25 protein-coding genes, 1 tRNA gene and 1 pseudogene are annotated in these 26,649 nt (G+C 70.5%); 8 read left to right on the top strand and 19 right to left on the bottom strand.

Annotated elements, in window-relative coordinates; translation table 11 throughout:
• The 3 genes from A5713_RS22185 to A5713_RS22175 form a co-directional block, all read left to right on the top strand.
• Positions 1–661 (top strand): YncE family protein (locus A5713_RS22185; RefSeq protein WP_369804508.1); only part of this gene is annotated, 661 nt, incomplete at its 5' end.
• Positions 658–912, top strand: coding sequence for a DUF5703 family protein (locus A5713_RS22180; protein WP_068098381.1), 255 nt, complete (start codon positions 658–660; stop codon positions 910–912). The genes A5713_RS22185 and A5713_RS22180, both read left to right, overlap by 4 nt.
• A 23-nt stretch (positions 913–935) precedes the next feature.
• Positions 936–2,030 carry a quinone-dependent dihydroorotate dehydrogenase gene (locus tag A5713_RS22175; protein WP_068098387.1) on the top strand — a complete coding sequence of 365 codons (1,095 nt, stop codon included), beginning with the start codon at positions 936–938 and terminating at the stop codon, positions 2,028–2,030.
• On the opposite strand, the gene A5713_RS22170 is transcribed toward A5713_RS22175, so the two are convergent.
• Genes A5713_RS22170 through A5713_RS22155 form a run of 4 tightly spaced genes read right to left on the bottom strand, consistent with a single transcriptional unit; the run spans position 2,027 to position 5,613 of the window.
• Positions 2,027–3,415, bottom strand: coding sequence for an HNH endonuclease signature motif containing protein (locus A5713_RS22170; RefSeq protein WP_068098380.1), 1,389 nt, complete (start codon positions 3,413–3,415; stop codon positions 2,027–2,029). The two genes, A5713_RS22175 and A5713_RS22170, sit on opposite strands and share 4 nt — an antisense overlap.
• Positions 3,406–3,621, bottom strand: a complete 216-nt coding sequence (locus tag A5713_RS22165; protein ID WP_068098379.1) for a hypothetical protein — start codon at positions 3,619–3,621, stop codon at positions 3,406–3,408. The genes A5713_RS22170 and A5713_RS22165 overlap by 10 nt, the downstream gene beginning before the upstream one ends.
• Before the next feature lie 52 nt (positions 3,622–3,673).
• Positions 3,674–4,204: a YbhB/YbcL family Raf kinase inhibitor-like protein gene (locus A5713_RS22160; protein WP_068098378.1), complete on the bottom strand. Its 531-nt coding sequence runs from the start codon at positions 4,202–4,204 to the stop codon at positions 3,674–3,676.
• 44 nt (positions 4,205–4,248) lie between these two features.
• A complete protein-coding gene (locus A5713_RS22155; protein ID WP_067919743.1) occupies positions 4,249–5,613 on the bottom strand; it encodes a M20/M25/M40 family metallo-hydrolase in 1,365 nt (454 codons plus the stop codon).
• A gap of 98 nt (positions 5,614–5,711) precedes the next feature.
• Here A5713_RS22155 and A5713_RS22150 point away from each other — a divergent pair.
• The 5 genes and pseudogenes from A5713_RS22150 to A5713_RS22130 form a co-directional block, all read left to right on the top strand.
• Positions 5,712–5,797: transfer RNA gene (locus A5713_RS22150), tRNA-Leu, on the top strand.
• 203 nt (positions 5,798–6,000) lie between these two features.
• Positions 6,001–7,707, top strand: a complete 1,707-nt coding sequence (locus tag A5713_RS22145; protein ID WP_068098377.1) for a PP2C family protein-serine/threonine phosphatase — start codon at positions 6,001–6,003, stop codon at positions 7,705–7,707.
• Positions 7,704–8,804 (top strand): B12-binding domain-containing protein, encoded by a 1,101-nt coding sequence (locus tag A5713_RS22140; RefSeq protein WP_068098376.1) that lies wholly within the window; start codon positions 7,704–7,706, stop codon positions 8,802–8,804. Before A5713_RS22145 ends, A5713_RS22140 begins: the two co-directional genes overlap by 4 nt.
• Positions 8,801–9,166, top strand: a complete 366-nt coding sequence (locus tag A5713_RS22135) for an STAS domain-containing protein (protein WP_067919422.1) — start codon at positions 8,801–8,803, stop codon at positions 9,164–9,166. The genes A5713_RS22140 and A5713_RS22135 overlap by 4 nt, the downstream gene beginning before the upstream one ends.
• A 50-nt stretch (positions 9,167–9,216) precedes the next feature.
• A pseudogene (locus A5713_RS22130) lies at positions 9,217–9,885 on the top strand (phosphoribosyltransferase); the annotation flags it as partial.
• Positions 9,886–9,888: 3 nt separating this feature from the next.
• On the opposite strand, the gene A5713_RS22125 reads toward A5713_RS22130, so the two are convergent.
• From A5713_RS22125 to A5713_RS22055, 15 genes are all read right to left on the bottom strand, one after another.
• The gene (locus A5713_RS22125) at positions 9,889–10,248 is read right to left on the bottom strand and encodes a hypothetical protein (protein ID WP_067919424.1); all 360 of its coding nucleotides are present in this window, start codon (positions 10,246–10,248) and stop codon (positions 9,889–9,891) included.
• A 97-nt stretch (positions 10,249–10,345) separates the two neighbouring features.
• Positions 10,346–11,149, bottom strand: coding sequence for a DivIVA domain-containing protein (locus A5713_RS22120; RefSeq protein ID WP_067919427.1), 804 nt, complete (start codon positions 11,147–11,149; stop codon positions 10,346–10,348).
• Positions 11,150–11,399: 250 nt separating this feature from the next.
• Positions 11,400–11,693, bottom strand: a complete 294-nt coding sequence (locus A5713_RS22115) for a YggT family protein (protein ID WP_067919429.1) — start codon at positions 11,691–11,693, stop codon at positions 11,400–11,402.
• A gap of 158 nt (positions 11,694–11,851) precedes the next feature.
• A complete protein-coding gene (locus tag A5713_RS22110) occupies positions 11,852–12,517 on the bottom strand; it encodes a cell division protein SepF (protein ID WP_068060961.1) in 666 nt (221 codons plus the stop codon).
• Positions 12,518–12,579: 62 nt separating this feature from the next.
• On the bottom strand, positions 12,580–13,368 hold the full coding sequence (locus tag A5713_RS22105; RefSeq protein WP_068098386.1) for a YggS family pyridoxal phosphate-dependent enzyme: 789 nt from the start codon (positions 13,366–13,368) through the stop codon (positions 12,580–12,582).
• A 5-nt stretch (positions 13,369–13,373) separates the two neighbouring features.
• On the bottom strand, positions 13,374–14,081 hold the full coding sequence (gene pgeF / locus A5713_RS22100) for a peptidoglycan editing factor PgeF (protein ID WP_068098375.1): 708 nt from the start codon (positions 14,079–14,081) through the stop codon (positions 13,374–13,376).
• Between the two features lie 101 nt (positions 14,082–14,182).
• Positions 14,183–15,334: a cell division protein FtsZ gene (gene ftsZ, locus A5713_RS22095; RefSeq protein ID WP_067919435.1), complete on the bottom strand. Its 1,152-nt coding sequence runs from the start codon at positions 15,332–15,334 to the stop codon at positions 14,183–14,185.
• A 228-nt stretch (positions 15,335–15,562) separates the two neighbouring features.
• The gene (locus A5713_RS22090) at positions 15,563–16,507 is read right to left on the bottom strand and encodes a cell division protein FtsQ/DivIB (RefSeq protein ID WP_068098374.1); all 945 of its coding nucleotides are present in this window, start codon (positions 16,505–16,507) and stop codon (positions 15,563–15,565) included.
• A complete protein-coding gene (gene murC, locus A5713_RS22085; RefSeq protein WP_068098385.1) occupies positions 16,504–17,922 on the bottom strand; it encodes a UDP-N-acetylmuramate--L-alanine ligase in 1,419 nt (472 codons plus the stop codon). Before murC ends, A5713_RS22090 begins: the two co-directional genes overlap by 4 nt.
• 53 nt (positions 17,923–17,975) lie before the next feature.
• On the bottom strand, positions 17,976–19,187 hold the full coding sequence (murG, locus tag A5713_RS22080) for an undecaprenyldiphospho-muramoylpentapeptide beta-N-acetylglucosaminyltransferase (protein WP_068098373.1): 1,212 nt from the start codon (positions 19,185–19,187) through the stop codon (positions 17,976–17,978).
• The gene (ftsW, locus tag A5713_RS22075) at positions 19,184–20,887 is read right to left on the bottom strand and encodes a putative lipid II flippase FtsW (protein ID WP_068098372.1); all 1,704 of its coding nucleotides are present in this window, start codon (positions 20,885–20,887) and stop codon (positions 19,184–19,186) included. The genes murG and ftsW overlap by 4 nt, the downstream gene beginning before the upstream one ends.
• A 6-nt stretch (positions 20,888–20,893) precedes the next feature.
• The gene (murD, locus tag A5713_RS22070; protein ID WP_231980613.1) at positions 20,894–22,351 is read right to left on the bottom strand and encodes a UDP-N-acetylmuramoyl-L-alanine--D-glutamate ligase; all 1,458 of its coding nucleotides are present in this window, start codon (positions 22,349–22,351) and stop codon (positions 20,894–20,896) included.
• 1 nt (position 22,352) lies between these two features.
• Positions 22,353–23,432: a phospho-N-acetylmuramoyl-pentapeptide-transferase gene (mraY, locus tag A5713_RS22065; RefSeq protein WP_067924772.1), complete on the bottom strand. Its 1,080-nt coding sequence runs from the start codon at positions 23,430–23,432 to the stop codon at positions 22,353–22,355.
• On the bottom strand, positions 23,429–25,012 hold the full coding sequence (gene murF, locus A5713_RS22060; RefSeq protein WP_068098371.1) for a UDP-N-acetylmuramoyl-tripeptide--D-alanyl-D-alanine ligase: 1,584 nt from the start codon (positions 25,010–25,012) through the stop codon (positions 23,429–23,431). The genes mraY and murF overlap by 4 nt, the downstream gene beginning before the upstream one ends.
• Positions 25,009–26,562 carry a UDP-N-acetylmuramoyl-L-alanyl-D-glutamate--2,6-diaminopimelate ligase gene (locus A5713_RS22055; protein WP_197516443.1) on the bottom strand — a complete coding sequence of 518 codons (1,554 nt, stop codon included), beginning with the start codon at positions 26,560–26,562 and terminating at the stop codon, positions 25,009–25,011. Before A5713_RS22055 ends, murF begins: the two co-directional genes overlap by 4 nt.
• Positions 26,563–26,649: the final 87 nt, after the last annotated feature.

Here is a 26,649-nt window from a genome sequence, read left to right as displayed (position 1 = left end):
TACGGGCCAGGTGAACGTCACCGACGCGCAGCAGACCGATTTCACCGCGGTCGCCCAACGTGCCGACGGCAAACTGGTGCTGGGCAGCGCCGACGGGGCCGTCTATACCCTCTCTTCTCCCACGCCTGCTTCTCCCACCCCCGGGGCCGCCGCCACCGCGACCATCGGTAGCCGGACCAAGATCTTCGCACGCGTCGATTGCCTTGCCACACAAGGTAATACGACAGCTGTCCTGGACCGGGGGCAGACGTCGGTGACCACCATCGGCGCCGACGGTCGAGTCCAGCAGGCGTTGCGGGCCGGCGAGGGGGCGACCACCATGGCCGCGGACCCCTGGGGCCGGATTCTGGTCGCCGACACCCGCGGCGGCCAGCTCCTGGCGTACGGCGTCGACCCGCTGATCCTGCGCCAGGCCTATCCGGTGCCCCAGGCGCCCTACGGCCTGACCGGCTCGCGCGCATTGGCCTGGGTTTCGCAGACCGCTTCTAATATGGTCATTGGTTACGATCTGTCCACCGGAATTCCCGTCGAAAAGGTGCGTTACCCAACCGTGCAGCAACCGAATTCCCTGGCCTTCGACGAAGCGTCAGACACCTTGTACGTGGTGTCGGGGTCCGGTGCGGGGGTCCAGGTCATCGAACACGCGGCGGGCGGGCGTTGACCGCGCCGCGCCGAGGTCAGCTGCCTGCGGGCTGGGACACCGAACTGTCCGACGAATACGAGTGGGTGCCGCTGCGCCTGCCACCCGAAGTGACCCGCGTCAGCGCGTCCATCCGGCTGTCCATCGAGGCCGAATACCGGGGCTGGGAGCTCACCCGGGTGCGGCTTTACACCGACGGTAGCAGGCGAGTGTTGTTGCGCCGCAAGAAATCTCGACTGGACAACCGGCGACCCGACCAGCCGCAACTGTGACGGTGACCCAACCCCGCGAAGGCTTGGTCTACGGCCTGGTCCGACGTCTGTTTTTCCTGGTTCCGCCCGAGCGCATCCACACGCTGGTTTTCGCGGTGCTGCGCGGCGCCACCGCCCTCGGCTTGGCGCGTCGGCTGTTGCACCGCCTGCTGGGACCAACCGATCCGGTGCTGGCGAGCACCGTGTTCGGGGTGCGTTTCCCGGGGCCGCTCGGGCTGGCCGCCGGCTTCGACAAGGACGGCAAGGGCTTACTGACCTGGGGAGCGCTGGGCTTCGGGTACGCGGAGGTCGGGACCGTCACGGCGAACGCGCAGCCGGGCAACCCGCCCCCGCGCATGTTCCGGCTGCCCGCCGACCGCGCCCTGCTGAATCGGATGGGCTTCAACAACCTTGGTGCGGGGGCGCTTGCGATCCAGCTCGCGCGTCACCGCCCCGACATCCCGATCGGGGTCAACATCGGCAAGACGAAGTCCACGCCGGCCGCTGACGCCGTCGACGACTACCGGGCCAGCACCCGATTGGTCGGGCCGCTGGCGTCGTATTTGGTGGTCAACGTCAGCTCACCGAACACGCCGGGCCTGCGCGACCTGCAGGCGGTCGAGTCGCTGCGGCCCATCCTGACCGCCGTGCTCGCCGAGGCCTCCGTCACCGGCACGCCGGTCCTGGTGAAGATCGCGCCCGACCTTTCCGACGCCGATCTCGACGACGTCGCCGACCTGGCCGTCGAGCTGGGCCTGGCCGGGATCGTCGCCACCAACACCACCGTGTCGCGCGACGGGCTGAAGACGCCGGGGGTCGACGCGCTGGGTCCCGGCGGCATCTCCGGGCCGCCGGTGGCGCACCGCTCTGCCGAGGTGCTGCGCCGGCTCCACGGCAGGGTGGGCGATCGCCTGGTGCTGATCAGCGTCGGGGGCATCGAGACGGCCGACGACGCGTGGGAGCGGATCACCGCCGGCGCGTCGCTGCTGCAGGGCTATACCGGCTTCATCTACGGGGGAGGCCTGTGGCCCAAGCGGATTCACGACGGCATCGCGCGCCGGCTGCGTGAGGGCGGGTTCGCCTCGCTCAGCGATGCGGTCGGCTCGGCGGCCCCCAAGGCCGGCGGGGCGGCGAGTTAAGCCGCGCCTTCTTCGTCGGCTTCTTCGTCATCCTCTTCATCGCTCTCGCCCAGCACCTTTTCCGGGTGGTGGAAGGTGTTGACGCGGGGCTGCCCGCGGTCAAGGTGCGGCGGTGGGATCCATTCGGTGTCGCCGTTGGCGCGTTTTCGGGTGGTCCAGCCCTTCTCGAGCAGGCGGTGGTGGGGTCCGCAGGCCAGGGTGAGTTGATCGATGTCGGTGCGGTGGGTGCCGGCCCAGTCCTCGACATGGTGGACTTCGCAGTAGTAGCCCGGCACATCGCAGCCCGGGGCCGAGCAGCCGCGATCCTTGGCGTACAACACAATTCGCTGGCCGGGTGAGGCCAGGCGCTTGCCGTGATACAGGGCCACCGCCTTGCCCTTGTCGAAGACGGCCAGGTAGTGGTGGGCTTGGCGGGCCAGGCGGATCACGTCGGACATCGGCAGCACGGTGCCCCCGCCGGTGAGGCCCTTGCCCGCGGCGGCCTCGAGCTCGCTCAGCGTGGTCGTGACGACGATCGTCGCCGGCATCCCGTTGTGCCGGCCCAGTGTGCCGCTGGCCAACACGGCGCGCAGGGCGGCGTTGAGGCCGTCGTGGTTGCGCTGGGCGTGGCTGCGGGTATCGCGCTCGATGGCTTCCTCGGTGGCCGGTCCATCGACCACCGGTGTCAGGTCGTCGGGGTTGCACATCCCGGGCGCGGCCAGCTTGGCCAACACCGCCTCCCAGGTGGCCCGCGCCTCCGGCGTGAGCCACCCGCTCAGCTTGGACATGCCGTCGGCCTGCTGATGCCCCAGCACCAGGCCGCGGGCGCGCGCCCGGTCGGCATCGGTGTAGTTGCCGTCGGGATTGAGGCAGTCCATCAGGTGGCGAGCGAGCTTGGCGAGTTCATCGGGGCGATAGTGGGCGGCCTCGGACGCCAGGTGTTTCTCGGCGTGCTCACGCGTGTCGATGTCGACGCAGTCGGGTAGTTGGCGGAAAAACCGCCGGATCTCCGCGACGTGGTCGGCCCCGATGGCCCCGCCGCGCTGGGCCGCCGCCGTGGCGGACAACACCGGCGCCAGCGGCTCACCGGTGAGCGCCCGGCGAGGGCCGAGGTCGGCGGCCTCAGCGATGCGGCGGCTGGCCTCTCCGCGCGTGATGTTCAACCGATCGGCCAACGCCCACGACAGCTTGCCACCCAACTCGGACGAATCCGCCTGCTCCCCAAGCTGATTGATCAGCTGATGTTGCGGCGTCTGCAACCGGCGCGTCTCACACTCGAGCACCTCCAACAACCGCAACCGCTCCGGATTGGTCAGTGCCTCGTAAGAATGCCCCTGGAATCGGGAGACCACGGTGCGCAGGGCGTCGACGTCTTGCTGGATCTCCTCGCGGTCCGTCAATGCCACGTGCGCCGCCCGCCTGGCCGTCCGAACGGGCTGGACAACTCATAGATGAGAGCGTCCAGCCGCACCATCAGAAGTGCGTAGCAGTCGAGAGCCTCGACCAGGTCGCCAGCCGTCAGTGAGTCGATTGAAGCGAGGAACCGGTCCAGCGACCCCTCGACGTCATCGAGTACGGCGGTGAACCTATCGTAGGCACTACTCGAACGCATGTTCGAATAATACGACGGCCCACCGACAAGAAGGGTGAAGCGCCCCCCGCGCCTACTTCTGCTCGTAGATGCCGTGAATGACGGCGCGGGCTATCGCGTGCTGGAACAGGTTGAAGCCCAGGTAGGCGGGGCTGGCGTCCTCGCCGAGGTCCAGCTTGTCGACGTCCACGGCGTGCACGGCGACGTAGTACCGGTGCGGCCCATGCCCGGGCGGCGGCGCGGCGCCGAGGTAGCGACGCATCCCGGCGTCGTTGACCAGCGTCAGCGCGTCACCGGGCAGGTTGCTCCCATCCCCCGCGCCCGCCGGCAGTTCGGTGACGTCGGCCGGCAGGTTGGCCACCGCCCAGTGCCAGAATCCCGAGGCCGTCGGGGCGTCGGGGTCGTAGACGGTGACCGCGAAGCTGCGCGTCTCCCCCGGGAATCCCGACCAGCTCAACTGCGGGCTGACGTCTTCTCCGCCCGCGCCCATGATCCCGCTGACCTGGGGCATGGCCAGCGGCTGGCCGTCGGTGATCGATTCCGACGTCAGGGTGAACGACGGCAGCTTCGGCAGCGCGGCGTACGGGTCGGGCGCGGTGCTCATGGGCGATCCTCTCGTTGCGTGTCGTGTCTTCAGCTGTGTTTCAGTCAGCAGTGTGTCAGGAAGTGTGCCAGTACATCGGTGCCGAACCTCAGCGCATCCACGGGTACCCGCTCGTCGACCCCATGGAACAACGCGGTGAAGTCGAGGTCCGGCGGCAATCGCAGGGGACTGAAACCGAAACAGCGAATCCCCAAGCGCGCGAAGGCTTTTGCATCGGTTCCACCGGACAGCATGTAGGGCACCGTGCGGCCATCCGGGTCCAGAGCCAGCACGGCGGCGTTCATGGCGTCCACCAGGTCGCCGTCGAAGCTGGTCTCATAGGACGAGAAGTCCTTGATCCACTCGCGGGTCACGTCCGGCCCGAGCAGCTCGTCGACCTCGGCCTCGAACGCCGCCTTGCGGCCCGGCAGGATTCGGCAGTCGATCACCGCTTCCGCCGTCGCGGGGACGACGTTGGCCTTGTACCCGGCCTTGAGCATGGTCGGGTTGGCGGTGTCGTGGAGCACGGCCTTGAGCATGCGGGCCATGGGCCCGAGCTTCTCGATCGCTCCCGCCAGGTCGCCCGACTCGACGTCGAACGTCAGCCCGGTCTCCTCGCTGACGGCGGCCAGGAACTGGGCGACGGTGTCGGTGAGCACGAGCGGGAATCGGTGCCGACCGAGCCGCGCCACTGCCTCGGCGACGGCGGTGACGGCGTTCTGGTCATGCACCATCGATCCGTGCCCGGCCGGGCCGCGGGCGGTGAGCCGCATCCACGACAGGCCCTTCTCGGCCGTCTCGATCAGATAGAGCCTTCGTTCGCCCCCGTCGCGGCGCGGCACAGTCAGCGAGAATCCGCCCACCTCGCCGATCGCCTCGGTAACGCCTTCGAAGAGGTCGGGCCGATTGTCGACCAGCCATTGCGCCCCGAAAGTGCCGCCGTGCTCCTCGTCGGCGAGGAAGGCGAACACCAGATCGCGCGGCGGCACGATCCCGGCCCGCTTCAGCTGCCGGGCCACCACGATCATCATGCCGACCATGTCCTTCATGTCCACCGCGCCGCGACCCCAGACGAAGCCGTCCTTGACCGCGCCGGAGAAGGGGTGGACGCTCCACTCGGCCGGCTCGGCCGGCACCACGTCGAGGTGCCCGTGGATGAGTAGGGCCCCGCGTGAGCTGTCGGCGCCCGCGAGGCGGGCGATCACATTGCCGCGGCCCGGGGCGCCGGACTCAACGTATTGAGGTAGGTAGCCGACCTCGGCGAGCTGTTCGGCGACCCACTGCGCGCACTCGGCCTCGCCCCGCGTCGTCTCCGGTTCGCCGGTGTTGGTGGTGTCGAACCGGATCAACCTGCTGACGACCTCGACCACGTCGTCATGCGGATTGGCCGGGAACTCGGTCTGGGCGGTCACAACCCCCTTTCCTACCATTGCCGACGCCGCGCGGCTCGGTGCGAAGCGGCCCGGCTGGATTGGGTCCACGTGAGACAATCCGATAGCCTTAGCTGCCAACCCATGCGGTTGGTCTTGTCCGAGTGGCGGAATGGCAGACGCGCTAGCTTGAGGTGCTAGTGCCCTACTAATGGGCGTGGGGGTTCAAGTCCCCCCTCGGACACGCGCGGTGCAGGCCCGCTTCCCGCCTCGAGAGACGGCCTGCCGAAGTCATGCGCCAGGGGTCGAGAAGTGGCTCCTCCCGCTGCACGTCCGATGCGCGGCCACCGCGGCCGCGACGCGAGCGAACCCCTGTCCCAATCCCGTACGCGTAGAGTCGGCTTAGCGTCAGCCGAAATCCGGTTTCCCCGTTGACAGGTCAATTGCATGCATGATGGTGCCCACCTAGGCGTCGAGATCGACCTTGACGCTTTGTGGGCGGCGGTACCGTGCCCCACGCTGGTCATCGATCACGAGGGAATCGTGCGGGCGCTGAGCGGGTCGGCCGAATCGCTCTTGCCGGGAGCGGTGCCGGGCAGCCGGATCGACGAGTCGGTCGATTGGCTCTGGCGGGCACACGACCGTCTCATCCAGGCTGCCCCCGCTGCGGTCGATCGGGACACGTCCGTCGTCTCGGGAAGCGTCGTCCCGGGCAACGTCGTCTCGGGAAACGTCGTCTCGGGAAGCGTAGGCGGCCGCAAGTTCGACGCGCACGCCGCGGTCCTGCCCAGCGGCGAGGTGGCGTGGTCACTGGTCGAGGACACCGCCCAGCTGTTGCGTCAGGCCCAGGAGGCGCTGGCGCGGGAGCAGGAGCGCACGGCGATCCTGCTCGAGGCTTCTTCGGTGTTGACGGCGTCGCTGAACGTGGACCGCTGCCGGGAGGCGACCGTGCAGATGGCCGCCCGGCACCTGTCCGACGCGGCGGTGCTGGTGGCCCCGGCGGGCCGCGGCCGGCGGCTGCCGGTCTTCTACAGCGGAGCGGCCGGGGTGGTCGAGCAGTGCAGTGTCGACGCCGACCCCGCGGTGGTGGCGGGCCTGAGTGAGGCGCTGCACGGGTTCCCGCCGGTCTCCTCGGGCTGGATCGACCCGGCGACAATACCCGAATGGCTTGTCCCCCAACATTTCCCGGACCCAGTCGGCTCGGTGATGATTTTGACGCTGCCCGGCCACGGCGTTTCCGCCGGGGCGTTGGTGTTGCTGCGGTGCATCGATCGGCCGGTGTACAGCGCGGACGACGAGATGTTCGCGGGAATGTTCGCCGCCCGGGCCGGGGCGGCGTTGTCCGCCGCGCGGCTCTACGCCGAGCAGGCCGCGATCACCCGCACGCTGATGCGTGACCTGCTGCCCCCGCCGCTGCACGGATTGCACGGCATCGAATTCGCCGGCGGTTACCGCGCTTCGAAGGATTACGAGGTCGTCGGCGGCGATTTCTACGACTTCCACCCCGGGGCGCGTCCGGAGGACGAGACGCTGGTGGTCCTGGGCGACGTGTGCGGCAAGGGCTTGGAGGCCGCCGTGATGACCGGCAAGATCCGGAACACGCTGCAGGCGCTGACGCCGCTGGCCCAGGACCACGAGGAGGTGCTCACGCTGCTGAACCGCGCCATGTTGAGCGCGGATCACACCCGGTTCGCCACGTTGGTCCTGGCCTCGGTCGCCTACCGCGACGGCCAGGTGGTGCTGCGGTTGACCTGCGCCGGGCATCCGCCGCCCTTGATCGTGCGCGACAACGGGCAGGTGGAAGAGGCCGACACCAAGGGCACGCTGGTCGGCGCCCTGGAGCGCATCACCGTGCAATCGTTCGAAACGTCCCTCGCGCCCGGCGAGACGTGCCTGCTTTACACCGACGGAATCACCGAGGCGCGTGGCGGACCGCTCGGCGACGACTTCTTCGGCGAGCAACGGCTGGCGGCCTCGCTCACGGGGTGTGCCGGGATGCCGGCCGAAGCGGTCGTCGAACGCGTCCTGATGCTGGCCACGCAATGGGTGGGGCAGCGGGTGCACGACGACATCGCGGTCGTGGCCATCACCGCCCCGCAGCGCACCCACCTCAGCGCCGTCGACGGCCACACCCGGGGCAGGTACGTGGCATGAGGCCTTACGATGCCGATTCGGCCGCCGCCCGCGCGACCGGCGCCACCGACGAACTCCTTGTCCGCGAACGACTTTGGGGGGCGCTCACCGACCGCGACGAATACGCCGCGGCGGCCACCGTGTTCGCCGCGATGGATGCCGGCATGACGGCGGAGGACGTGCTGCTCGAGGTGATCGCCCCCGTCCAGCACAAGGTGGGCACCGAATGGGCCGCCAACCGCATCAGCGTCGCCCAGGAACACGCGGCCACGGCCATCAACGATCGCGTCATCGCCGCGTTGGCGCATCACCCCGCCGGCAAAGCCGCGACCCACGGCGGCCGAGTCGCTGTGGCGTGCGTGGACGGCGAGTGGCACGCTTTGCCCGCGCGGCTGCTGGCGGAGGTCCTGCGGTTGCGCGGCTGGCAGATCGACTTCCTCGGGGCGCAGGTCCCGACCCCGCACTTGATCGCGCACCTGCACCAGCACGGCCCGGACGTCGTGGCGCTCTCCTGCTCCATCCCCACCCGGCTGCCCACCGCACACGCGGCGATCGTCGCGTGCCAGTCCGCCGGGTTTCCGGTCCTGGCCGGTGGCGCCGCCTTCGGCCGCGACGGCCGCTTCGCCCGTCGGCTGGGCGCCGACGCCTGGGCGCCCGATGCGCGGACCGCCGATGAACGCCTGAACCGGGGATTCCCCGCCGTCAGGCGGATTCCCAACCGCCAGCCTGTCGATGACCTGCCGCATCTGGTAGACCAGGAATACACCTTGGTGAGCCGGAGCGCGGCGCAGCTGGTCAAGTCCACCGTCGCCGACTTGGAGGACCGCTTTCCCGCCATGCGCGCCTACTCCACGCAACAGCACCAGCACACCGTCGAGGACGTCGGCCACATCGTCGACTTCCTCACCGTGAGCCTGTACGCCGACGACGACGCGTTGTTCGCCGACTTCATCACCTGGACCGCCGACATCCTCGCCGCGCGCGGCGTTCCGGCGGCGTCGCTGCACCCGGCGTTGGATTTGCTGACGGCGCAACTCAAGGAGTTCCCCCGCAGCCAGCGCCTCCTGGCGGCAGCAAACCATGCCCTCACCACCGTCGGCCCGGGAGCGTCGGTATGAACCTCTCCCTGGACGTCACCGTGACCGGACGATCGGCCTGCGTGCGGGTGTCCGGCGACCTGGTCTACGAAACGGTGGATGCCATGGTCGACGCCGCGGACCGGCTGCTCAGCGCAGTGCCGTCCCCGGCACACCTGCACCTCGACCTCTCCGGACTGGCCTTCTGCGATTCCGCCGGCCTATCCGGCCTGCTCCTCGTCCATCGCCGGAGCTGTCAGGCGGGCGTGCAGCTGCATTTGGATCAGCGGCCGCGGTTCCTCGATCGCATCCTGGACCTCACGGGAACGTTCGAGCACCTCGTCACCGCACCGCGCGGCGATGCCGGATCACGGAACGCCCCGGGAGAGAGCCGGGTTCGCTGACCGGCGCGGGGCCGCTGCCGAACCCGTAGGCTCGGTGGTGACCGATGACACCCAACGGATTCCTTCGCCGCACTGCGACGCGCACGTTCCGCGACCGTCGCGAGGCGGGTCGCGCCGTGGCCGAACAGTTGACGTCCTACCGCAACAGGGACGACGTGCTGGTTCTCGGCCTGGCCCGCGGCGGCGTGCCCGTCGCCTGGGAGGTCGCCGCGGCGTTGCACGCGCCCCTGGACGTGTTCCTGGTCCGCAAGCTCGGGGTGCCGCACTGGTCGGAGCTGGCGATGGGCGCGCTGGCCAGCGGCGGCGGTGTCGTGATGAACGACGACGTGGTGTCCAGCCTGCGCATCACCGACGAGCAGGTGCGCGAGGTGATCGACAACGAGGCGGCCGAACTGGCCCGCCGCGAGAGCGCGTACCGCGGCGGCCGCCCAGCGGCGAATCCGGCCGGCAAGGCGGTGATCCTGGTCGACGACGGGATCGCCACCGGCGCCAGCATGCTGGCCGCCGTCCGGGCGGTGCGAGCCACGGGCCCGAAGTCGATCGTCGTCGCGGTCCCGGTCGGGTCCGCGACGACCTGCCGTGAGCTCGGGCTCGAGGCCGACGAGGTGGTTTGCGTGTCGATGCCGGCCGGGTTCGAAGCCGTGGGCCAGGTATACGCCGACTTTCATCAGGTTGGCGACGACGAGGTGCGTCAGACGCTCGCCACGCCCACCGGCTGAGTGCTACTTGGCGGCGTCGTCGCCGCGGCCCTCCACGGGCACCGCCGACTGTTCGGTGGCCTGTTCGGTGGCCGCTGAATCAGCGTCCCCCGACGGTCCGTAGCCGCCCTCGTCCGGGGCCTCCTCGGGGTAGTCGACGGCCTCGTCGCTCGCGTCGGCCTGGGCCTCGCCCTCGTCCTGGTGCTGGTCTGCGCCGCCCGCGTCGCGCCGCTGCCGCTCCTGCAACGCGTCGACGATCAGCAGCACGACGCCGAGGACGCTGGCGCCGATGCACACCCAGGCGACCAACTCGTTGCTCGTGACCACCGCGAACACCAACGCGACGAGCCCGACCAGGGCCAGTACCAGCGCAATGATCAGCATGGGTCATCCTCCAAGCGGCGAGCGGGACAGCCAGTTCGTGTGCAGGTCTCAGTGTGCCAACCGCGCGGCTTGGCGAGTGTCCGGCACGCCTGTGAGGTTAGTTGTTACCCCGATTGAATTGGTCGAACCCGCCGGCATCGGCGCTGGAGTCGACGGGTGCCGCGGATCCGCGCTGGCCGAGCTCCTCCAGCTGCGATTCCAGGTAGGTCTTGAGCCGGGTCCGGTACTCGCGTTCAAAGGTGCGCAGCTGCTCGAGGCGGCCTTCCAGGACGGTGCGCTGCTGGTTGATCGTTCCCATGATCTCGGAGTGCTTGCGTTCGGCGTCGGCCTGCAGGGCGTCGGCCTTCTCCTGGGCCTGGCGCAGCTGTGTCTCGGAGCGGGTTTGGGCGTCCGAGAGCATCGCGTCGGCCCGCTGCCGGGCCTCGGTGACCGTGGTCTCGGCGGTCTGGCGGGCCTCGGTGAGGATCTGGTCGGCGTTGGCGCGCGCGTCGGCCAGCATCTTCTCCGACTCCGCCTTGGCGGTGCTGGTCAGCCGGTCGGCGGTGTCCTGGGCCAAGCTCAGCACCCGAGCGGCCTTCATGGCCTGTTCCTCGTTGCTCGACGCGGCGGCGGGCGCGGCTACGGGCGCCGGCTTGGGCGCCGGCTCCGGCTCGGGGACGGGAATCGCCTGAGTGGGCGCGGCCGCGGCGGCCGGAGTGGCTCCGGCGCCACCGCCGGCGGCCAGCTCCTGGTCCAGCTCCTCGATCCGCTGACGCAGATCGCTGTTCTCTTCGATGAGCCGCGTCAGCTCGGCCTCAACCAGATCGAGGAAGGCGTCGACCTCGTCTTCGTTGTAGCCCCGCTTGCCGATCGGTGGCTTACTGAACGCCACATTGTGGACGTCGGCTGGTGTAAGCGGCATTGTTTCGTCCCCTCAAGTTCCTGTCTAACGTTCTGGAAAGTGTAGAACGCAGTGGTAGCCGTCGTGCAACTGCCGTCCATCCTGTCACACCAGGCGCGACCGTTGCTGTTTAGGCCAATAAATAAGAACCAATTTCAAACCCTGAGGGCAATAAAATCCGAAACCTTAGAATTTTTAAATCGCAGCCATCAAACCGAAGCTAAAACGTGGCCGAACCGTCTCCGGGCCGGAAGCCGGGACGACGGCAGGCTCAGGTTTGCGCGGCGCCGAAGGCCAGCTGCATGCCGATGAACGCGACGAGCAGCAGCACCATGATGGACAGGTCGAACCGGACCGCCCCGATGGTGAGCTGCGGGATCAGCCGGCGCAGCAGCTTCACCGGGGGATCGGTGATCGACATGATGATCTCGAGGATCACGACCGTGATGCCGGTGGGATGCCAGTCACGGCTGAACGAGCGGATGAACTCGACGACGACCCGGGCGATGAGCAGCAGCCAGAAGATGAACAGCGCAAACCCAAGGATCTGAAAGAACAGCACCAACTGAAGAGCCCCGACCTTACCGATGAGATGTCAAGCGCCGCGGGCGTGCGCGGCGAATGCCAGCGTACCGACTCCGGGCGGTGGGCCACATCTCAACCGGCATCTCAACCGGCCCAGCCGCCGAACGCGGCGACCGGCGGGCGCCGGCCGAGCCGGGGTTATTGGTAAGCGTAGAAGCCGGTTTCGGCGATCCGCCGACGCTCCTCCGGGGACACATCGACGTCGGCGGGCGACAGCAGGAACACCTTGGTCGCCACCTTGTCGAAGGAGCCGCGCAAGGCGAAGGCGAGGCCGGCGGCGAAGTCGACCAGGCGCTTCGCGTCGGCGTTGTCCATCGACACCAGGTCCATGATGACCGGGGTACCGTCGCGGAACCGCTCGCCGATCGTGCGGGCCTCGCTGTAGTCCTTCGGCCGCAGCGTGGTGATCTTCGAGAGGGGGTGGCCCTCCTCGAACATCATCGCCATCCGGCGCGGGTCCATCGCCAGCGCGCCGCGGGTGGAGTTGCGCAGCCAGGACCCGAAGCGGGGCCTGCCCATCTCCGGCCGCTCGAACTCGCGGGGGTGGACGGCGCCGTAGCGCGACTCCTCCCCGTACCCGCCGCGGTAGCCGCCCGGCGGCGGGTAGTCGGCGGGCTCGCGCGGGTCGTCGTAGTCGCGGCCCTCGTACCGGCCTTCCAAGCGACCCTCCATGCGTCCATAGCCGTCGTCGAAGCGTGGGCGCGGGAAACCGCGGGACGGTGCGTGGTCGTCGTAATACTCGTCGTCGTAGTCGTCCATCGGGGCCATACCGAAATAGGCCTTGACTTTGTGCAGTGTGCTCATTGCGTTGACCCCTTCTAGCCCCTGATGCTTGGTGTCAGTGATGAAGATGTGACTACAGTGACTTAATACGGTGACGGTAGCGGCCGCGGGCCCAATAGCGCGGTACCGACACGCACACATGTGGAACCGTGTTTGACGGCGACTTCGAAATCGTCGGACATGCCGGCGGACAGGCCGACCGCGTTCGGATGCGACTCGAGGATGCGCAGGTGCTCGGTTCGCAGGCGGGCGAAGGCCGCGTCGGGGTCCGAGCCCAGCGGCGGGATCGCCATCAGCCCGGCCAGTTCCAGGTGCTTGGCCTCCTCGACCTGGTCGCACAGCTGGTCGACCGCACCCGGAACCGAGATGTCGACGCCGCCGCGTGATTCGTCGCCGTCGAGGCTGAGCTGGACGTAGATCCGCATCGGGTCGGCGCGGCGGCCCTCCGCCATGGCCGCCGACACGCCCCGTTCGAGGGCACCGACCAGCTGCGAACCGTCTACCGAGTGGGCGGTGTGCGCCCAGCGGGCGACCGAGCGGGCCTTGTTCCGCTGAATGTGGCCCACCATGTGCCAGCGCAGGGCCGGTGCATCCGCCCGCGAAGAGGCCGCCAAAAGTTTGGTGACTTCGCTCACTTTTGCCGACGCTTCCTGATCCCGCGATTCGCCGACGGCCCGACAACCCAATCGCGACAAAGTCACGACATCGGTTGCTGGAAAGAATTTGGTAATCGGCAGGAGTTCGATTTCACCGACATTGCGACCCACCGCTTCGGCGGCCGCCGCAAGGCGCGAGCGCACGGCGGCTAATGCGTGCATCAATTGCGTTTCCCGGTCGCCGTGACCCGCCGGGGCCGGCGTCCTGTCCGCCATCGCGGTCACTCCATCCACACCAACGAGGCCAGCCGCCCCGTCGGTGCGTCCCGGCGATGGCTGAACAGGGCCGGGTCGTCGACCGTGCACCGCGGATCGACGTCGATGGCCGTGACGCCCAAACCCTTTAACTGCCAAGCGATTCCGGCGCGAAGGTCGAGTCCGGGGGTGCCGGTCGCGGTGGTGGTGCGGCTGCCGGGCAGCGTGGCCTCCACCTCGTCCGCCATGGCCGCGGGCACCTCGTAGTTGCGCCCGCTGACCGCCGGCCCCAGCAGGGCCGAGATGTCCTCGGCGTGCGACCCGAGTGTCAGCATCGCCTCCACGGTGCGGGCCACCACCCCGAGCTGGGCGCCGACGCGACCGGCGTGCACCGCCGCGGCCACACCGGCGCGGGCGTCGGCCAGCAGCACCGGCACGCAGTCGGCGGTCACCACCGCCAGCGCCAGTCGCGGGGTGGTGGTCACCAACGCGTCGGTTTTGTCGACCGCGCCGCCGCGGGGCCCGTCGACCACCTCGACCCGGTCACCGTGGACCTGGTTCATCCACACCACGCGGTCGGGCCCGAGTCCGATCGCGGTGGCGAGCCGGTTGCGGTTGGCGGCCACCGCCGCCGGGTCGTCACCGACGTGGTCGCCCAGGTTGAAGGAGTCGAACGGTGGACCCGAGACACCGCCGGCGCGGGTGGTGGTCACCCGACGGATGCGCACGCTCACTTCTTCAGTATCCGGAGCCCCCCGGCTGCCAGTGGGCAGCGCCATCCGGCTCCTACCTTTCGTGGCCGGTTTGTCGCGCACTGGCAAGCAACTCGAGACCCTCAGCGGCGCATGAACGGCGGCACGTCGACGTCGTCGTCGTCGCCACCGATATTCAGCGTGGCGCCGTTGGTGTGGACCGGCACACTGACCGCGTCGACGGGTTCGAACAGCGTCGACGTGAGCTTGCCGGCCTTCGCGGATTCGATGCGATGCGCCCCACCCTTTTCGGCGGCACTGTCCCCGGTGACCGGTCTGCGGCCGGGGCCGGCCGCGCTGAAGCCCGCGGCGATGACGGTGACGCGCACCTCGTCGCCCAGCGAGTCGTCGATGACGGTGCCGAAGATGATGTTGGCGTCCTGGTGGGCGGCGTCCTGTACCAGCGAGGCCGCCTCGTTGATCTCGAACAGGCCCAGGTCGCTGCCGCCGGCGATCGACATCAGCACGCCCTGGGCGCCCTCCATCGACTGCTCCAGGAGCGGTGAGTTGATGGCGATCTCGGCGGCCTTGAGCGACCGGCCCTCGCCGCGGGCCGACCCGATGCCCATCAGGGCCGTGCCGGCACCGGACATGATGCCCTTGACGTCGGCGAAGTCGACGTTGATCAGGCCGGGCGTGGTGATCAGGTCGGTGATGCCCTGCACACCGTTGAGCAGCACCTCGTCGGCGCTGCGGAATGCGTCCATCAGCGACACCGCGGCGTCGCCCATCTGCAGCAGCCGGTCGTTGGGGATGACGATCAAGGTGTCGCAGCTCTCCCGCAACGTGTTGATGCCGCCTTCGGCCTGCGAGCCGCGGCGCTTGCCCTCGAAGGAGAACGGCCGGGTGACCACGCCGACGGTCAACGCGCCCAGCTTGCGGGCGATGCTGGCGACCACCGGCGCGCCGCCGGTACCCGTCCCGCCGCCCTCGCCGGCGGTGACGAACACCATGTCCGCACCGCGCAGCAGCTCCTCGATCTCGTCCTTGGCGTCCTCGGCGGCCTTGCGGCCGACCTCCGGGTCGGCGCCGGCGCCCAGCCCGCGGGTGGAGTCGCGGCCGACGTCGAGTTTGACGTCGGCATCGCTCATCAACAGCGCCTGCGCGTCGGTGTTGATCGCGATGAACTCCACGCCCTTGAGGCCCTGCTCGATCATTCGGTTGACGGCGTTGACACCGCCGCCACCGATGCCGACGACCTTGATCACGGCCAGGTAGTTATGCGGGGGGGTCATCATTCGGTTTCCTCCCTGATGGGCTCAAGTTCCTCGCGACGGGATTCCTCCCGCGTGTGCGGCCCGCCCTGGCAAACCCTCAACCTCAACCATAGAGTTAGAGTTATGTCAAGTAGTTCCGCGCAACCAGAACGGTATGGGCATGGCGCGCCCTAACCCCGCAGGCGCGCCGACGCGCGGCTCGCAAATTTTTTCTGTTGCCGCCGTCACACTGTCGGACGGGCGTTCCTACTTCACCGTGGGCAGGTCGGGGCTGGACACGTCGTAGGTCCGCCCCGGCTGCGTCAGCAGCGCGGCCAGCTTCTCCGCCTTCTCGTCGGTGCGATCGGTCGTCCCCCAGATCACCACGCGACCGTCGCCCAACGTGAGCGTGATCGAGGCCACCGAGGGTGCCGCGATCCGGCCCACCTGGCCCGCGACCTCGGGCCGCAGCGCGGTCAGCACCTGCAGCGCCGCCTTGGTCGCCGGGTCGTTGGGACCGGGATTGGCGACGTCGAGGTACGGCAGCGCCGGCGGCGGCGGCCCGGTCGCGAAATCGACGCCGTCGCGGTCGAAGAGGTGCGGGCCGTCCGGAAAGTCCTTCACCGCCACCGGAATTCGCTCGACGATCGTGATCCGCAGCGCCGAGGGGTACTGACGCTGCACTCGCGCGCTGGCCACCCGACGGATCGCCGCCACCCGGTCGGCGACCTGGTTGGTGTTGATCTGCAACAGTGGCGTCCCGGGCCGTACCTGCGCCGCGTCCAGCACTTCCTCCCGGGTCACCTCACCGGTGCCGACCACGACGATGTTGCGGGCCGACATCGCCGGGGTGAAATAGAGGATCAGCGCGAGCCCGACGCCCAGGACGACCAGCAGCACCGTCACCAGCAGCATCTTCAGGCCGCGAACCACGCCGCGGGCGACGGGTTTGGGCTCGTCGACCGGGCGTCCGCTGGCCCGGCGTTTGGCCTCGCGGCGCGCTTCCTCGATGGCGGTGGCGCGCGCTTGCGCGGCGCGGCGTTCCGCTCGTTCGCGGCGGGCCCGCCGGCGCGGCCCCTCGAATTCGTCCGGTTCCGCCGACGTTTCGGCCTCGGGTCCTCCGACGAACAGCGGCTCGGTCAGGTCTTCTCCGGCCGCGTCGGCGCCGGCCGGTTCGCCGACCACCGGCGTCGCGTCGTTCGGCTGGGTCATTGGAGGACTCCCGGGCGCCCGGGCGCGCTGCGGTTGTCCCGGATGCGCAGCGCGGTCACGATCTCCGGCCCCAGCAGGGTCACGTCGCCCGCGCCCATCGTGACGATGACGTCACCGGGGCCGGCGACCGCGGCCACCTGCTCGGCGACCGCGGAGAAGTCGGGCAGGTAGCGCACCGGCACGGTGACGTGCTCGGCGACGCTGGCGCCGCTGACGCCGGCCAGCGGTTGCTCGCGCGCGCCGTAGACGTCGAGGACGAAGACCTCGTCGGCGGCGTCGAGCGCGCGACCGAACTCCACGGCGAATTCCTTTGTGCGCGAATATAAATGGGGCTGGAACACGACCAGGCTGCGACCGCCGCCGCTCTGTTCGAGCACGGTGCGGACGGCGGCCAGCGTGGCGCTGATCTCGGTGGGATGGTGGGCGTAGTCGTCGAAGACACGCACGGACCCGGCGTTGCCGACCAGTTCGAACCGCCGGCGCACCCCCTCGAAGCCGGCCAGGCCGTCGAGCACCCCGTCGACCGGGGCGCCGATCTCGAGCGCGGCCAGCAGCGCGCCCAGCGCATTGAGCGCCATGTGCCGGCCGGGCACCGACAGCCGCATCACGCGGGGATGCTGTTCGCCCGCCAGCTGGATGTGCGCGACCGCTTCGGTGCCCTGCTGCTCCCAGGACAACAGGGTGGCCGCGAGCTCGGGCTGCGGCGGGGATCCGTAGCGCAGCACCCGGATTCCCAGCTCGGCGGTGCGCTCCGCCAGCGCGGCCGCGCCCGGGTCATCGACACACACCACCAGCGCTCCCCCGGGGGCCAGTCGCTCGACGAAGGCGTCGAACACCCCGACGTAGGCGTCGGCAGTGCCGTAGAAGTCCAGGTGATCGGTTTCGATGTTGGTGACCACCGCGACGTTGGGCGTGTATTCCAGCAGCGAGCCGTCGCTTTCGTCGGCCTCGGCGACGAAGCAGTTGCCGCTGCCGTGATGGGCGTTGGTTCCGGCCTCCCCCATCTCGCCGCCGACCGCGAAGGACGGGTCGCGCCCGCAGTGCTGCAGCGCGACGATCAACATCGACGTCGTCGTCGTCTTGCCGTGTGTGCCGGTGACCATCAGCGTGGTGCGCCCGGCCATCAGACTGGCCAGCACCGCCGGCCGCAGGATCACCGGGACGCCGCGCCGCCGGGCTTCGACGAGCTCGGGGTTGGTCTTCGGGATGGCCGCGTGGGTGGTGATGACCGCGGTCGGGCCGCCGGGCAGCAGGTCGAGCGACGACGCGTCGTGGCCGATGCGGATCGACGCGCCCCGGGCCCGCAGCGCGTGGATGCCGCGCGACTCCTTGGCGTCGGACCCGGACACCAGCGCGCCGCGGTCCAGCAGGATGCGGGCGATGCCGGACATGCCGGCTCCCCCGATGCCCACCATGTGCACCCTGTGCAGCTCGGGGGGCAACTCGGGCCGCGGCGGCTGCCCGGCGTTCACCGTCGCCCTCCCGCCGCTGCCTTCCTGGCGATGTCGAGCGCCGCCTGGGCCACCTGGCGCGCTGCGTCGGGATGCCCCACCCGCGCGGCGGCCGTCGTCATCGCGGCCAACCGCAGCGGGTCGTTGAGCAGCCCGGCCACCTCGCGGGCCACCAGCTCCGGCGTCAGGGCCGCGTCGGCGACCACCATGCCGCCGCCGGCGTTGACCACCGGCAGCGCGTTGAGCCGCTGCTCGCCGTTGCCGATCGGCAGCGGCACGTAGATGGCGGGCAAGCCGACCGCCGAGACCTCGGCGACGGTCATGGCGCCCGACCGGCAGATCGCCAGGTCGGCCGCGGCGTAGGCCAGATCCATCCGGTCGAGGTAGGGCACCGCCACGTAGGGCGGATCACCCGGCCGGCGCTCCGGCAGTTCCAGGGTGTTTTTCGGTCCGTGTGCGTGCAGCACCGACACGCCCGCGGCCGCCAGGTCGGCCGCGGCGCCGGACACGGCCCGGTTCAGCGACACGGCGCCCTGCGAGCCGCCGAACACCAGCAACACCCGCGCGTCGTCGGCGAACCCGAAGTGCCTGCGCGCCTCGGCGAGCAGCGCCGCGCGGTCCAGCGAGGTGATGGCCTCCCGCACCGGGATCCCGACCACCTCGGCGCGCGGCAGCCCGCAATCGGGCACCGCCGACAGCACCCGGTCGGCGCGGCGAGCGCCGATTCGGTTGGCCAGCCCGGCGCTGGCGTTTGCTTCGTGGATCAGCACCGGGACGCGCCGCCTGCGGCTGAGCCCGCGCGGTATACCGCGGGCGGCCAGGTACGCCGGCAGCGCCACGTATCCGCCGAATCCGATGACGACGTCGGCGTCCACTGCGTCGAGCACCGCGCGGGTCTCGCGGACCGCGCGCCAGACCCGCGGGGGCAGCCGCGCCAGGTCGCCGCTGGGCTTACGCGGCAGCGGCACGGGCGTGATCAGCTCGAGGTGGTAGCCGCGCTGCGGCACCAGCCGGGTCTCCAGCCCCCGGTGGGTGCCCAGCGCGGTGATGCGCACCTGCGGGTCGAGCGCGCTGAGCGCGTCGGCCACGGCCATCGCGGGCTCGACGTGGCCGGCGGTGCCCCCGCCGGCCAGCACCACCGACAGGGGCTTAAAAGCCGACAACGCGGCACCGGCGGGCTGGGGACTTGTCCCCCGCCCGCCGGTCGGCTTGCTGACCGTGTCGTTCACCCGTAACGCTGACCTTCCAGTGCGCGAGCGCGTCGTGCCTGACGCTGGCCGGCTCCCCGACTGGCGGAGCGTTGGCCAGATCCATGATGCACCGCCCTGCGGGCCGGGCGGGCGCCTGTGCGGGAGAACGCCGGCCGCAGCGGTTCCTCAGCCTTGTGCGGGGCCTTGCGGTAGGCCTTCTGGGAGGCCTTCTGCGAGGGATTCTGCGAGGGCTTCCGGGCCGGCGCCTGGGCGGCCTTGCGCGTGCCGGTGCGGGACGGGGCGCCGTTGGCCGGCGGCTTGCCGCCGCGTTTGCGGTCGCGGAACGACTCGAGCCGGGTCGGCACGTACGGCTGGGGCAGTGGCAATCGCAGGAACCGGTTCACCTTGTCGTCGCGGCCGGCGCGCAGGGCGGCCACCGCCTCGGGTTCGTGCCGGGCCGCGTTGGCCATGATACCGATCATGAAAAGCGTTGCCGCCGTGGAGGTGCCACCCGCCGAAATCAGCGGCAGCTGAATCCCGGTGACCGGCAGGATCCCGATCACGTAGCCGATGTTGATGAACGCCTGACCCAGCACCCACATCGTGGTGGTGGCGGTCAGCAGCCGCAGGAACGGGTCGGCCGACCGGCGCGCGATGCGCATCCCGGTGTAGGCGAACAGCCCGAACAGGACCAGCAGCCCGAAGGCGCCGACGAAGCCCAGCTCCTCGCCGATGATCGCGAAGATGAAGTCGTTGTGGGCGTTGGGCAGGTAGTTCCACTTGGCGACGCCCTGCCCCAGGCCGTCGCCGAAGATGCCGCCGTGCGCCAGGGCGAACTTCGCCTGACGCGCTTGGTAACCGGTGTCCATGGGGTCGTTCTCGGGGTTCATCCACGACTTCACCCGGTCGGAGCGGTAGCCCGCCGACATGGCCAGCACGGCGCCGGCCATGAAGACCGCCAGCAGCGAGGTGGCGAAGACGCGCAGCGGCAGCCCGGCGTACCACAACAGCGCCAGCAGGATGATGCCCAGCGACACCGTCTGCCCCAGGTCGGGCTGCGCCACGATCAGCGCCAGCGCGATGACCGCGGCCGGCACCAGCGGGATCAGCATCTCGCGCAGCGAGGCCCGCTCCAGCCGGCGGGCCGCCAGCAGGTGCGCGCCCCAGATGGCGAAGGCGATCTTGGCCAGCTCGGACGGCTGCATCGAGAAGCCGGCGATGACGAACCACTTCCGGGAGCCGTTGGCCAGGTTGCCGATGCCGGGCACCAGCACGAGCACCAGCAGGATGACGGTGACGACGTAACCGGTGAACGCGACGCGGCGGATGAACCGCACCGACATCCGCAGCGACGCGTAGCAGGCGATCAGGCCGATCACCGTCCACAAAACCTGCTTGCCGAAGATCACCCAGGCCGACCCGTCGGCGTCGTAGGACCGCACTCCCGACGCCGAGAGCACCATGATCAAACCGAGCGTCGTCAGCAGCCCGGCCACCGCGATGATCAGGTGAAACGAGGTCATGGGCCGGCTCAGCCAGGCGCCGAATCGGTTCCGCCCCTCGCCGGCGAGCCGGGCTTTAGCCGCCGGCTTGGCCTCCGAGCTGCCGGCGGAGCTCACCGGGGCGGTCGCGGCGTCGGCCTCCCCCGGCTCGTCCGCTGTGGCGTCGGAGGTCTCCGCGGCGGCGGTGTCTGAAGTGTCTTTGCCCCGGCGTCTCAGCCGGGTCAGAGGGTTACCCACGCCCGCCTACCGGGTGGCCGCGCGGACGGCGGCAGCGAAGGCGTCGCCGCGGGCGGCGTACCCGGTGAACTGGTCGAACGACGCACCGGCCGGAGCCAGCAACACCGTGTCGCCGGGCCGTGCCAGGTCGCGGGCCGCGGCCACCGCCGCCTCCATGACCGAAGCGCCGGCATCCGGGCCCGAATGTTTCACTTCTGTCACATTTGCACCACTAGCCACAGCCGTCGCATTCATATCAGCATCCTCGCCTGTCACAACCTGGACGACGGGGACATCCGGCGCGTGTCGCGATAACGCCTCTGCAACCTCTTGGCGATCTCGGCCGATGAGCACCGCGCCGACCAGCCGGGGCGCGATCCTGGCGACCTCGGCGTCCACCGATGCGCCCTTGAGCAGACCGCCGGCCACCCACACCACGCGCGGGTAGGCCAGCACGGACGCCTCGGCGGCGTGCGGGTTGGTGGCCTTGGAGTCGTCGACGTAGGTGATGCCGTCGGCGACCGCGACGACCTCCGCCCGGTGACGGCCCACCCGGAAGGAGGCGATCGCCTCCGCGATCGGCTCGGCGGGCACGCCGACGCTGCGGGCCAGCGCCGCCGCGGCCAGGGCGTCCAGGATGCCGACGGGCCCCGGCACCGGGATCGACTCGACCGGCAGCAGCCGGAGGTCGTCGGCGAAGGCGCGGTCGATCAAGTGGCCGTCCCGCACGCCCAGTTCGCCCGCCGCCGGTGCGCCGAGCCGGAATCCGACGCGCAGCGGCGCCGCGGCGGTCTCGAGCAGCGCGGCCGCCCGGGCGTCGTCCAGCCCCACCACCGCCACCCGGCCGTCGAGCACCCGCGCCTTGGCGGCGGTGTACTCGGCCATGGTGGAGTGCCAATCCAGGTGGTCCTCGGCGATGTTGAGGACGACGCCCGCGTAGGGGCGCACCGACGGGGCCCAGTGCAGCTGGAAGCTGGACAGCTCGACGGCCAGCAGCTCGGCGGGTTGCTCGAGCACGTCCAGGACCGGATCACCGATGTTGCCGCACAACACGCTGCGCCGGCCCGCGGCGGTCAGCATGGCGTGCAGCATCGACGTCGTGGTCGTCTTGCCGTTCGTGCCGGTCACCACCAGCCAGCGGCGCGGTGGCCCGTAGTGGCCCGCGGCGTCGAGCCGCCAGGCCAGCTCCACGTCGCCCCAGATGGGCACGCCCGCCGTCGCGGCGGCGGCCAGCAGTGGCGTGTCCGGCGAGAACCCGGGACTGGTGACCACCAGGGCGTACTCGGCAAGGCGCTGCGCGGACGTCGACGTCGCCACCGTCGCCACGCCGCTCTCGGCGTAGCGCCGCAGCGTGGCGGGATCGTCGTCGCACAGGGTCGGCGCGGCGCCGAACCGGGCCAGGGCCGCCAGCACCGCCTTGCCGGTCACGCCGCCGCCGGCCACCAGCACCGGCGCGCCCGGCACCAGGGGCTCGAGCCCGGCCACGTCAGGCACCGATCGCGCCCAGCCACTCACCGTAGAAAAGGGCCACGCCCAGACCGCAGGTGATGGCCGTGAGGAGCCAGAAGCGGATGATCACCGTGGTTTCGGCCCAGCCGGCCAACTCGAAATGATGGTGGAAGGGCGCCATCCGGAACACCCGGCGCCCGGTGGTCCGGAAGGCCAGGATCTGCAGCACCACGGAGGTGACCTCGGCGACGAACAGCGACCCCAGCACCACGGCGAGGATCTCGGTGCGGCTGGTGACCGACAGGCCCGCGATGATGCCGCCCAGCGCCAGTGATCCGGTGTCGCCCATGAAAATCTTTGCGGGAGCGGCATTCCACCACAGGAAGCCGATGCAGGCGCCCGCGGTGGCGGCCGCGACGAGCGCCAGGTCCAGCGGGTCGCGCACGTTGTAGCAGCCCAGGCCCGGCGCGGTGACGCAGGCGTTGCGGTACTGCCAGAAGGTGATCAACACGTAGGCGGCGGTGACCATCGCCATGCAGCCGGCCGCCAGCCCGTCCAGCCCGTCGGTGAAGTTGACCGCATTGGACCAGGCGCTGACCACCACCACGCAGAACAACACGAACAACCCGGGAGCCAAAGTGACGGTGGCGATCTCGCGCACATAGGACAGGTCCGAGCTGGCCGGCGTCAACCCGCTGCCGTTGCGGAACTGCAGCACGAGCACCCCGAACAGCACCGCGGCACAGATCTGCCCGACGGTCTTGGCCGTCTTGTTCAGCCCGAGATTGCGCGACCTGCGAACCTTGATCAGGTCGTCGAGGAAGCCGACGCCGCCGAGCACGGTGGCCAAGCCCAGCACCAACAGACCCGACGCGGAAACGCCCTCGCCGTCGAACGCCAGCCCGGCCAGGTGCGTCCCCAGGTATCCCGCCCAGATGCCGGCCAGGATCGCCACCCCGCCCATCGACGGCGTGCCGCGTTTGGCGTGATGGCTGGGCGGACCGTCCTCACGCGTGTGATGGCCGAAGCCCTGCCGGGTGAACAGCCGAATCAGCGCCGGGGTCAACAGGATTGACACGGCGAGCGCGACGGCCACCGCGATGAGGATCTGCCTCACTGGGCCGCTCCCTGGTCGCTCCGTCGTGACGACCCGCTTCGCCCGGCTTCGCCACCCTCGCGATCGTCACAGGCTAGGGCGTCAGCCAGCGCGCCCAGACCGGCGGCGTTGGAGGCCTTGACGAGGACCACGTCGCCGGGCCGGAGTTCGGCCCGCAACAACGCCAGGGCGGCCTCCGCGTCGGGCACGTTGACGGCGCCCCGGTCATCCCCGGCTCCCCACGCGCCCTCCATGACCGCTCCGTGGTGCATGGCGCTCATCGACCTCCCACTTCCCACGACGACAAGTCGAGACACATCTAAGCGCACCGCCAGCCTCCCGATGCGATCGTGCTCGGCCACCGCGTCCTCGCCGAGCTCGGCCATTTCGCCCAGCACCGCCCAACTCCTGCGCTTTTCGGCGCCGGGCTCGCGGCCGTGAGCGATCCAGGCCAGCGCCTGCAGCCCGGCCCGCATCGAGTCGGGGTTGGCGTTGTAGGCGTCATCGATCACCGTTACCCCGTCCGCGCGGGTCGTCACGTGCATCCGGTGCCGCGACACCGGCCCGGCCTGGGCCAGGGCGGCGCCGATCTGCTCGACGGTCGCGCCGCATTGCAGCGCGACGGCGCTCGCGCACAGCGCGTTGGTGACCTGATGGTCGCCGTAGACGCCCAGCTGAACCTCGACCGCGCTGTTCATCGCGTGCAGGGTAAAGCGCGGCCTGGCCAGTTCGTCCAGCGACACTCCGTCCGCCCAGACGTCGCTGGGCCCGGAGTCGGTGTGGCTGAACCGGCTGACGCGTACCACGCGAGCGTCGGTGACGCGGGCCATCGCCGCGACGGCCGGGTCGTCGGCGTTCAGGATCACCACCCCTGACGGCGGAACAGCTTGGGGCAGTTCGGATTTGGTGCGCGCAATGGCTTCCCGCGACCCGAACTCGCCCAGGTGCGCGGTGCCGACGTTGAGGACCACCCCGATCGCCGGCGGGGCGATATCGGCAAGCGCGGCGATGTTGCCGGGATGGCGCGCCGACATCTCGAGGACGAGGTAGTCGGTGTCCCGCGTCGCGCGCAACACCGTCCAGGGATGCCCCAGCTCGTTGTTGAACGATCCGGGCGGGGCCACCACCTCACCCAGCGGCTCGAGCACGGCCTTGACGAGGTCCTTGGTCGAGGTCTTTCCCGACGAGCCGGTGATCCCGACGATGGTCAACCCGCCGGCCACCAGCTCCGCGGCCGCCGCCTTGGCCAGCTTGGCCAGCGCGGCCAGCACCGCCGCACCCGAACCGTCGGAGTCGTGTTCGAGCACACCGGCCAGGCCACCGTCGCGGCGACGGGATTGCGGGGGCACCACGATGGCCGGCACCCCCACCGGCCGGGCGGCCAGCACGGCCACCGCGCCGGCCGCTACCGCCGACTTCGCGTAGTCATGCCCGTCGGCGTGCGCGCCCGGCAGCGCGAGGAACAGCCCGCCGGGGCCGACGGCGCGCGAGTCGAATTCGACGGTGCCGGTGACGCGCAGCGCGGCGGCGGCCTCCGGCGAGATGTCGGCCAGCGTGCCGCCGACGATGTCGGCGATCTGCGCGACCGTCAGGTCGATCATGACCCGGCCCTCAGGGCGTTCAGCGCGTCGGTCAACTCCACCCGATCGTCGAACGGGCGGGTCTCCGTAGCGCCGCGCTGTCCGGTCTCGTGCCCCTTGCCGGCGATCAGCACCGTGTCCCCGGGTCGCGCCCACCCGGCGACGTGCCGGATGGCCGCACGCCGGTCGCCGATCTCGACGACCTCGGCGGCACCCCCGGCCGCCCCGGCCAGGATCTCGCGGCGGATGGCGGCGGGGTCCTCGCTGCGCGGGTTGTCGTCGGTGACGACCACCAGGTCGGCGAGCTCGGCGGCGATCTCACCCATCGGCCTCCGCTTGCCCGGGTCGCGGTCACCGCCCGCGCCGAAGACCACCGCCAACCGCCCACCGGGGCGCCGCAGGGTGGCCAGTACGGCGCGGAGCGCTTCGGGCTTGTGGGCGTAGTCGACCAGCGCGAGGAAATCCTGGCCACAGTCGATCTCTTCCAGGCGGCCGGGCACCCGGGTCGCCAGCAGCCCCGGGGCCGCCTGTTCCGGCGATACCCCCACCGCGTCCAAAATAGCCAGTGCGACAAGGCAATTGGCGACATTGTAATGACCCGGCAGCCGAATGCCGACCCGATGGCGCACGCCGGCGGGGTCGATCGCGGTGAACTGCTGTCCCCCGGCGCCCATCGGAAGCACGTCCACGGCGCGCCAGTCCGCGGGCCGGCCGGCGGCGCTGACCGTGATCGCGGCGGCTCCACCCTTCATGGCCCTCACGGCCATGGCGCCCCCGGCGTCGTCGTCGACGCAGACCACGACCCGGCGCGCCCGCAGCGGTGACGCGGGATCGAACAACTTCGCCTTGGCCTCGAAGTAGTCGCCCATCGTGGGGTGAAAGTCGAGGTGATCACGCGACAGGTTGGTGAAAGCGCCCACCGCGAATCCGGTGCCGTCTACCCGGCCCAGCGCCAGCGCGTGGCTGGACACCTCCATGACGACGGTGTCCACCCCGCGCTCGGCCATCGCGGCGAACATCGCCTGCAGCGCGGGAGCCTCCGGGGTGGTCAGCGCGCTGGGAACGTCGGCGCCGTCGATGCGGATGCCGATGGTGCCGATCAGGCCGGCCGTCCGGCCGGCGGCGCGCAGGCCGGATTCGACCAGATACGTCGTCGTGGTCTTGCCGGAGGTGCCGGTGATCCCGACGACCGTCACCCGCTCCGACGGGTTGCCGTACACCGTGGCGGCAAGGGCACCGAGCACGGTGCGGGGCGCCGGGTGCACCAGCGTCGGCACGGTCGGGGCGGACGCGCCCATTTCCGCCACCCCGGCGGCATCGGTGAGCACCGCGACGGCGCCGCGCTCGATCGCCTCGGCCGCGAACCGGGCCCCGTGCGTCGTCGCGCCGGGTAACGCGGCGAACAGGTCGCCGGGCCGGATGTCCTGGGCGCGCAGCGCCACACCGATGACGGCCACGTCGGGCACGGCGGTGCCGCGGTCCGCGAGTACCGCCCCGACCTGGGCCGCGAGCGCGGGCAGGCGCGATCCCGCGCCCGCGCTGGGCCGCAAACCAGTGGGCACCGGCACCACCTGTTCACACCTCCTGCACACGCCGCGTGATCCTCATGATCGGCCATGACACCCTACCGAGAGGCACCCGCCACCGCGGTGCGCTCG

This window comes from Mycobacterium sp. E2497, from assembly GCF_001668695.1.
Taxonomy (GTDB): Bacteria; Actinomycetota; Actinomycetes; order Mycobacteriales; family Mycobacteriaceae; genus Mycobacterium.
The sequence above is the reverse complement of the archived record's forward strand: the minus strand, read 5'-3'. Positions and strand labels throughout refer to the sequence as shown.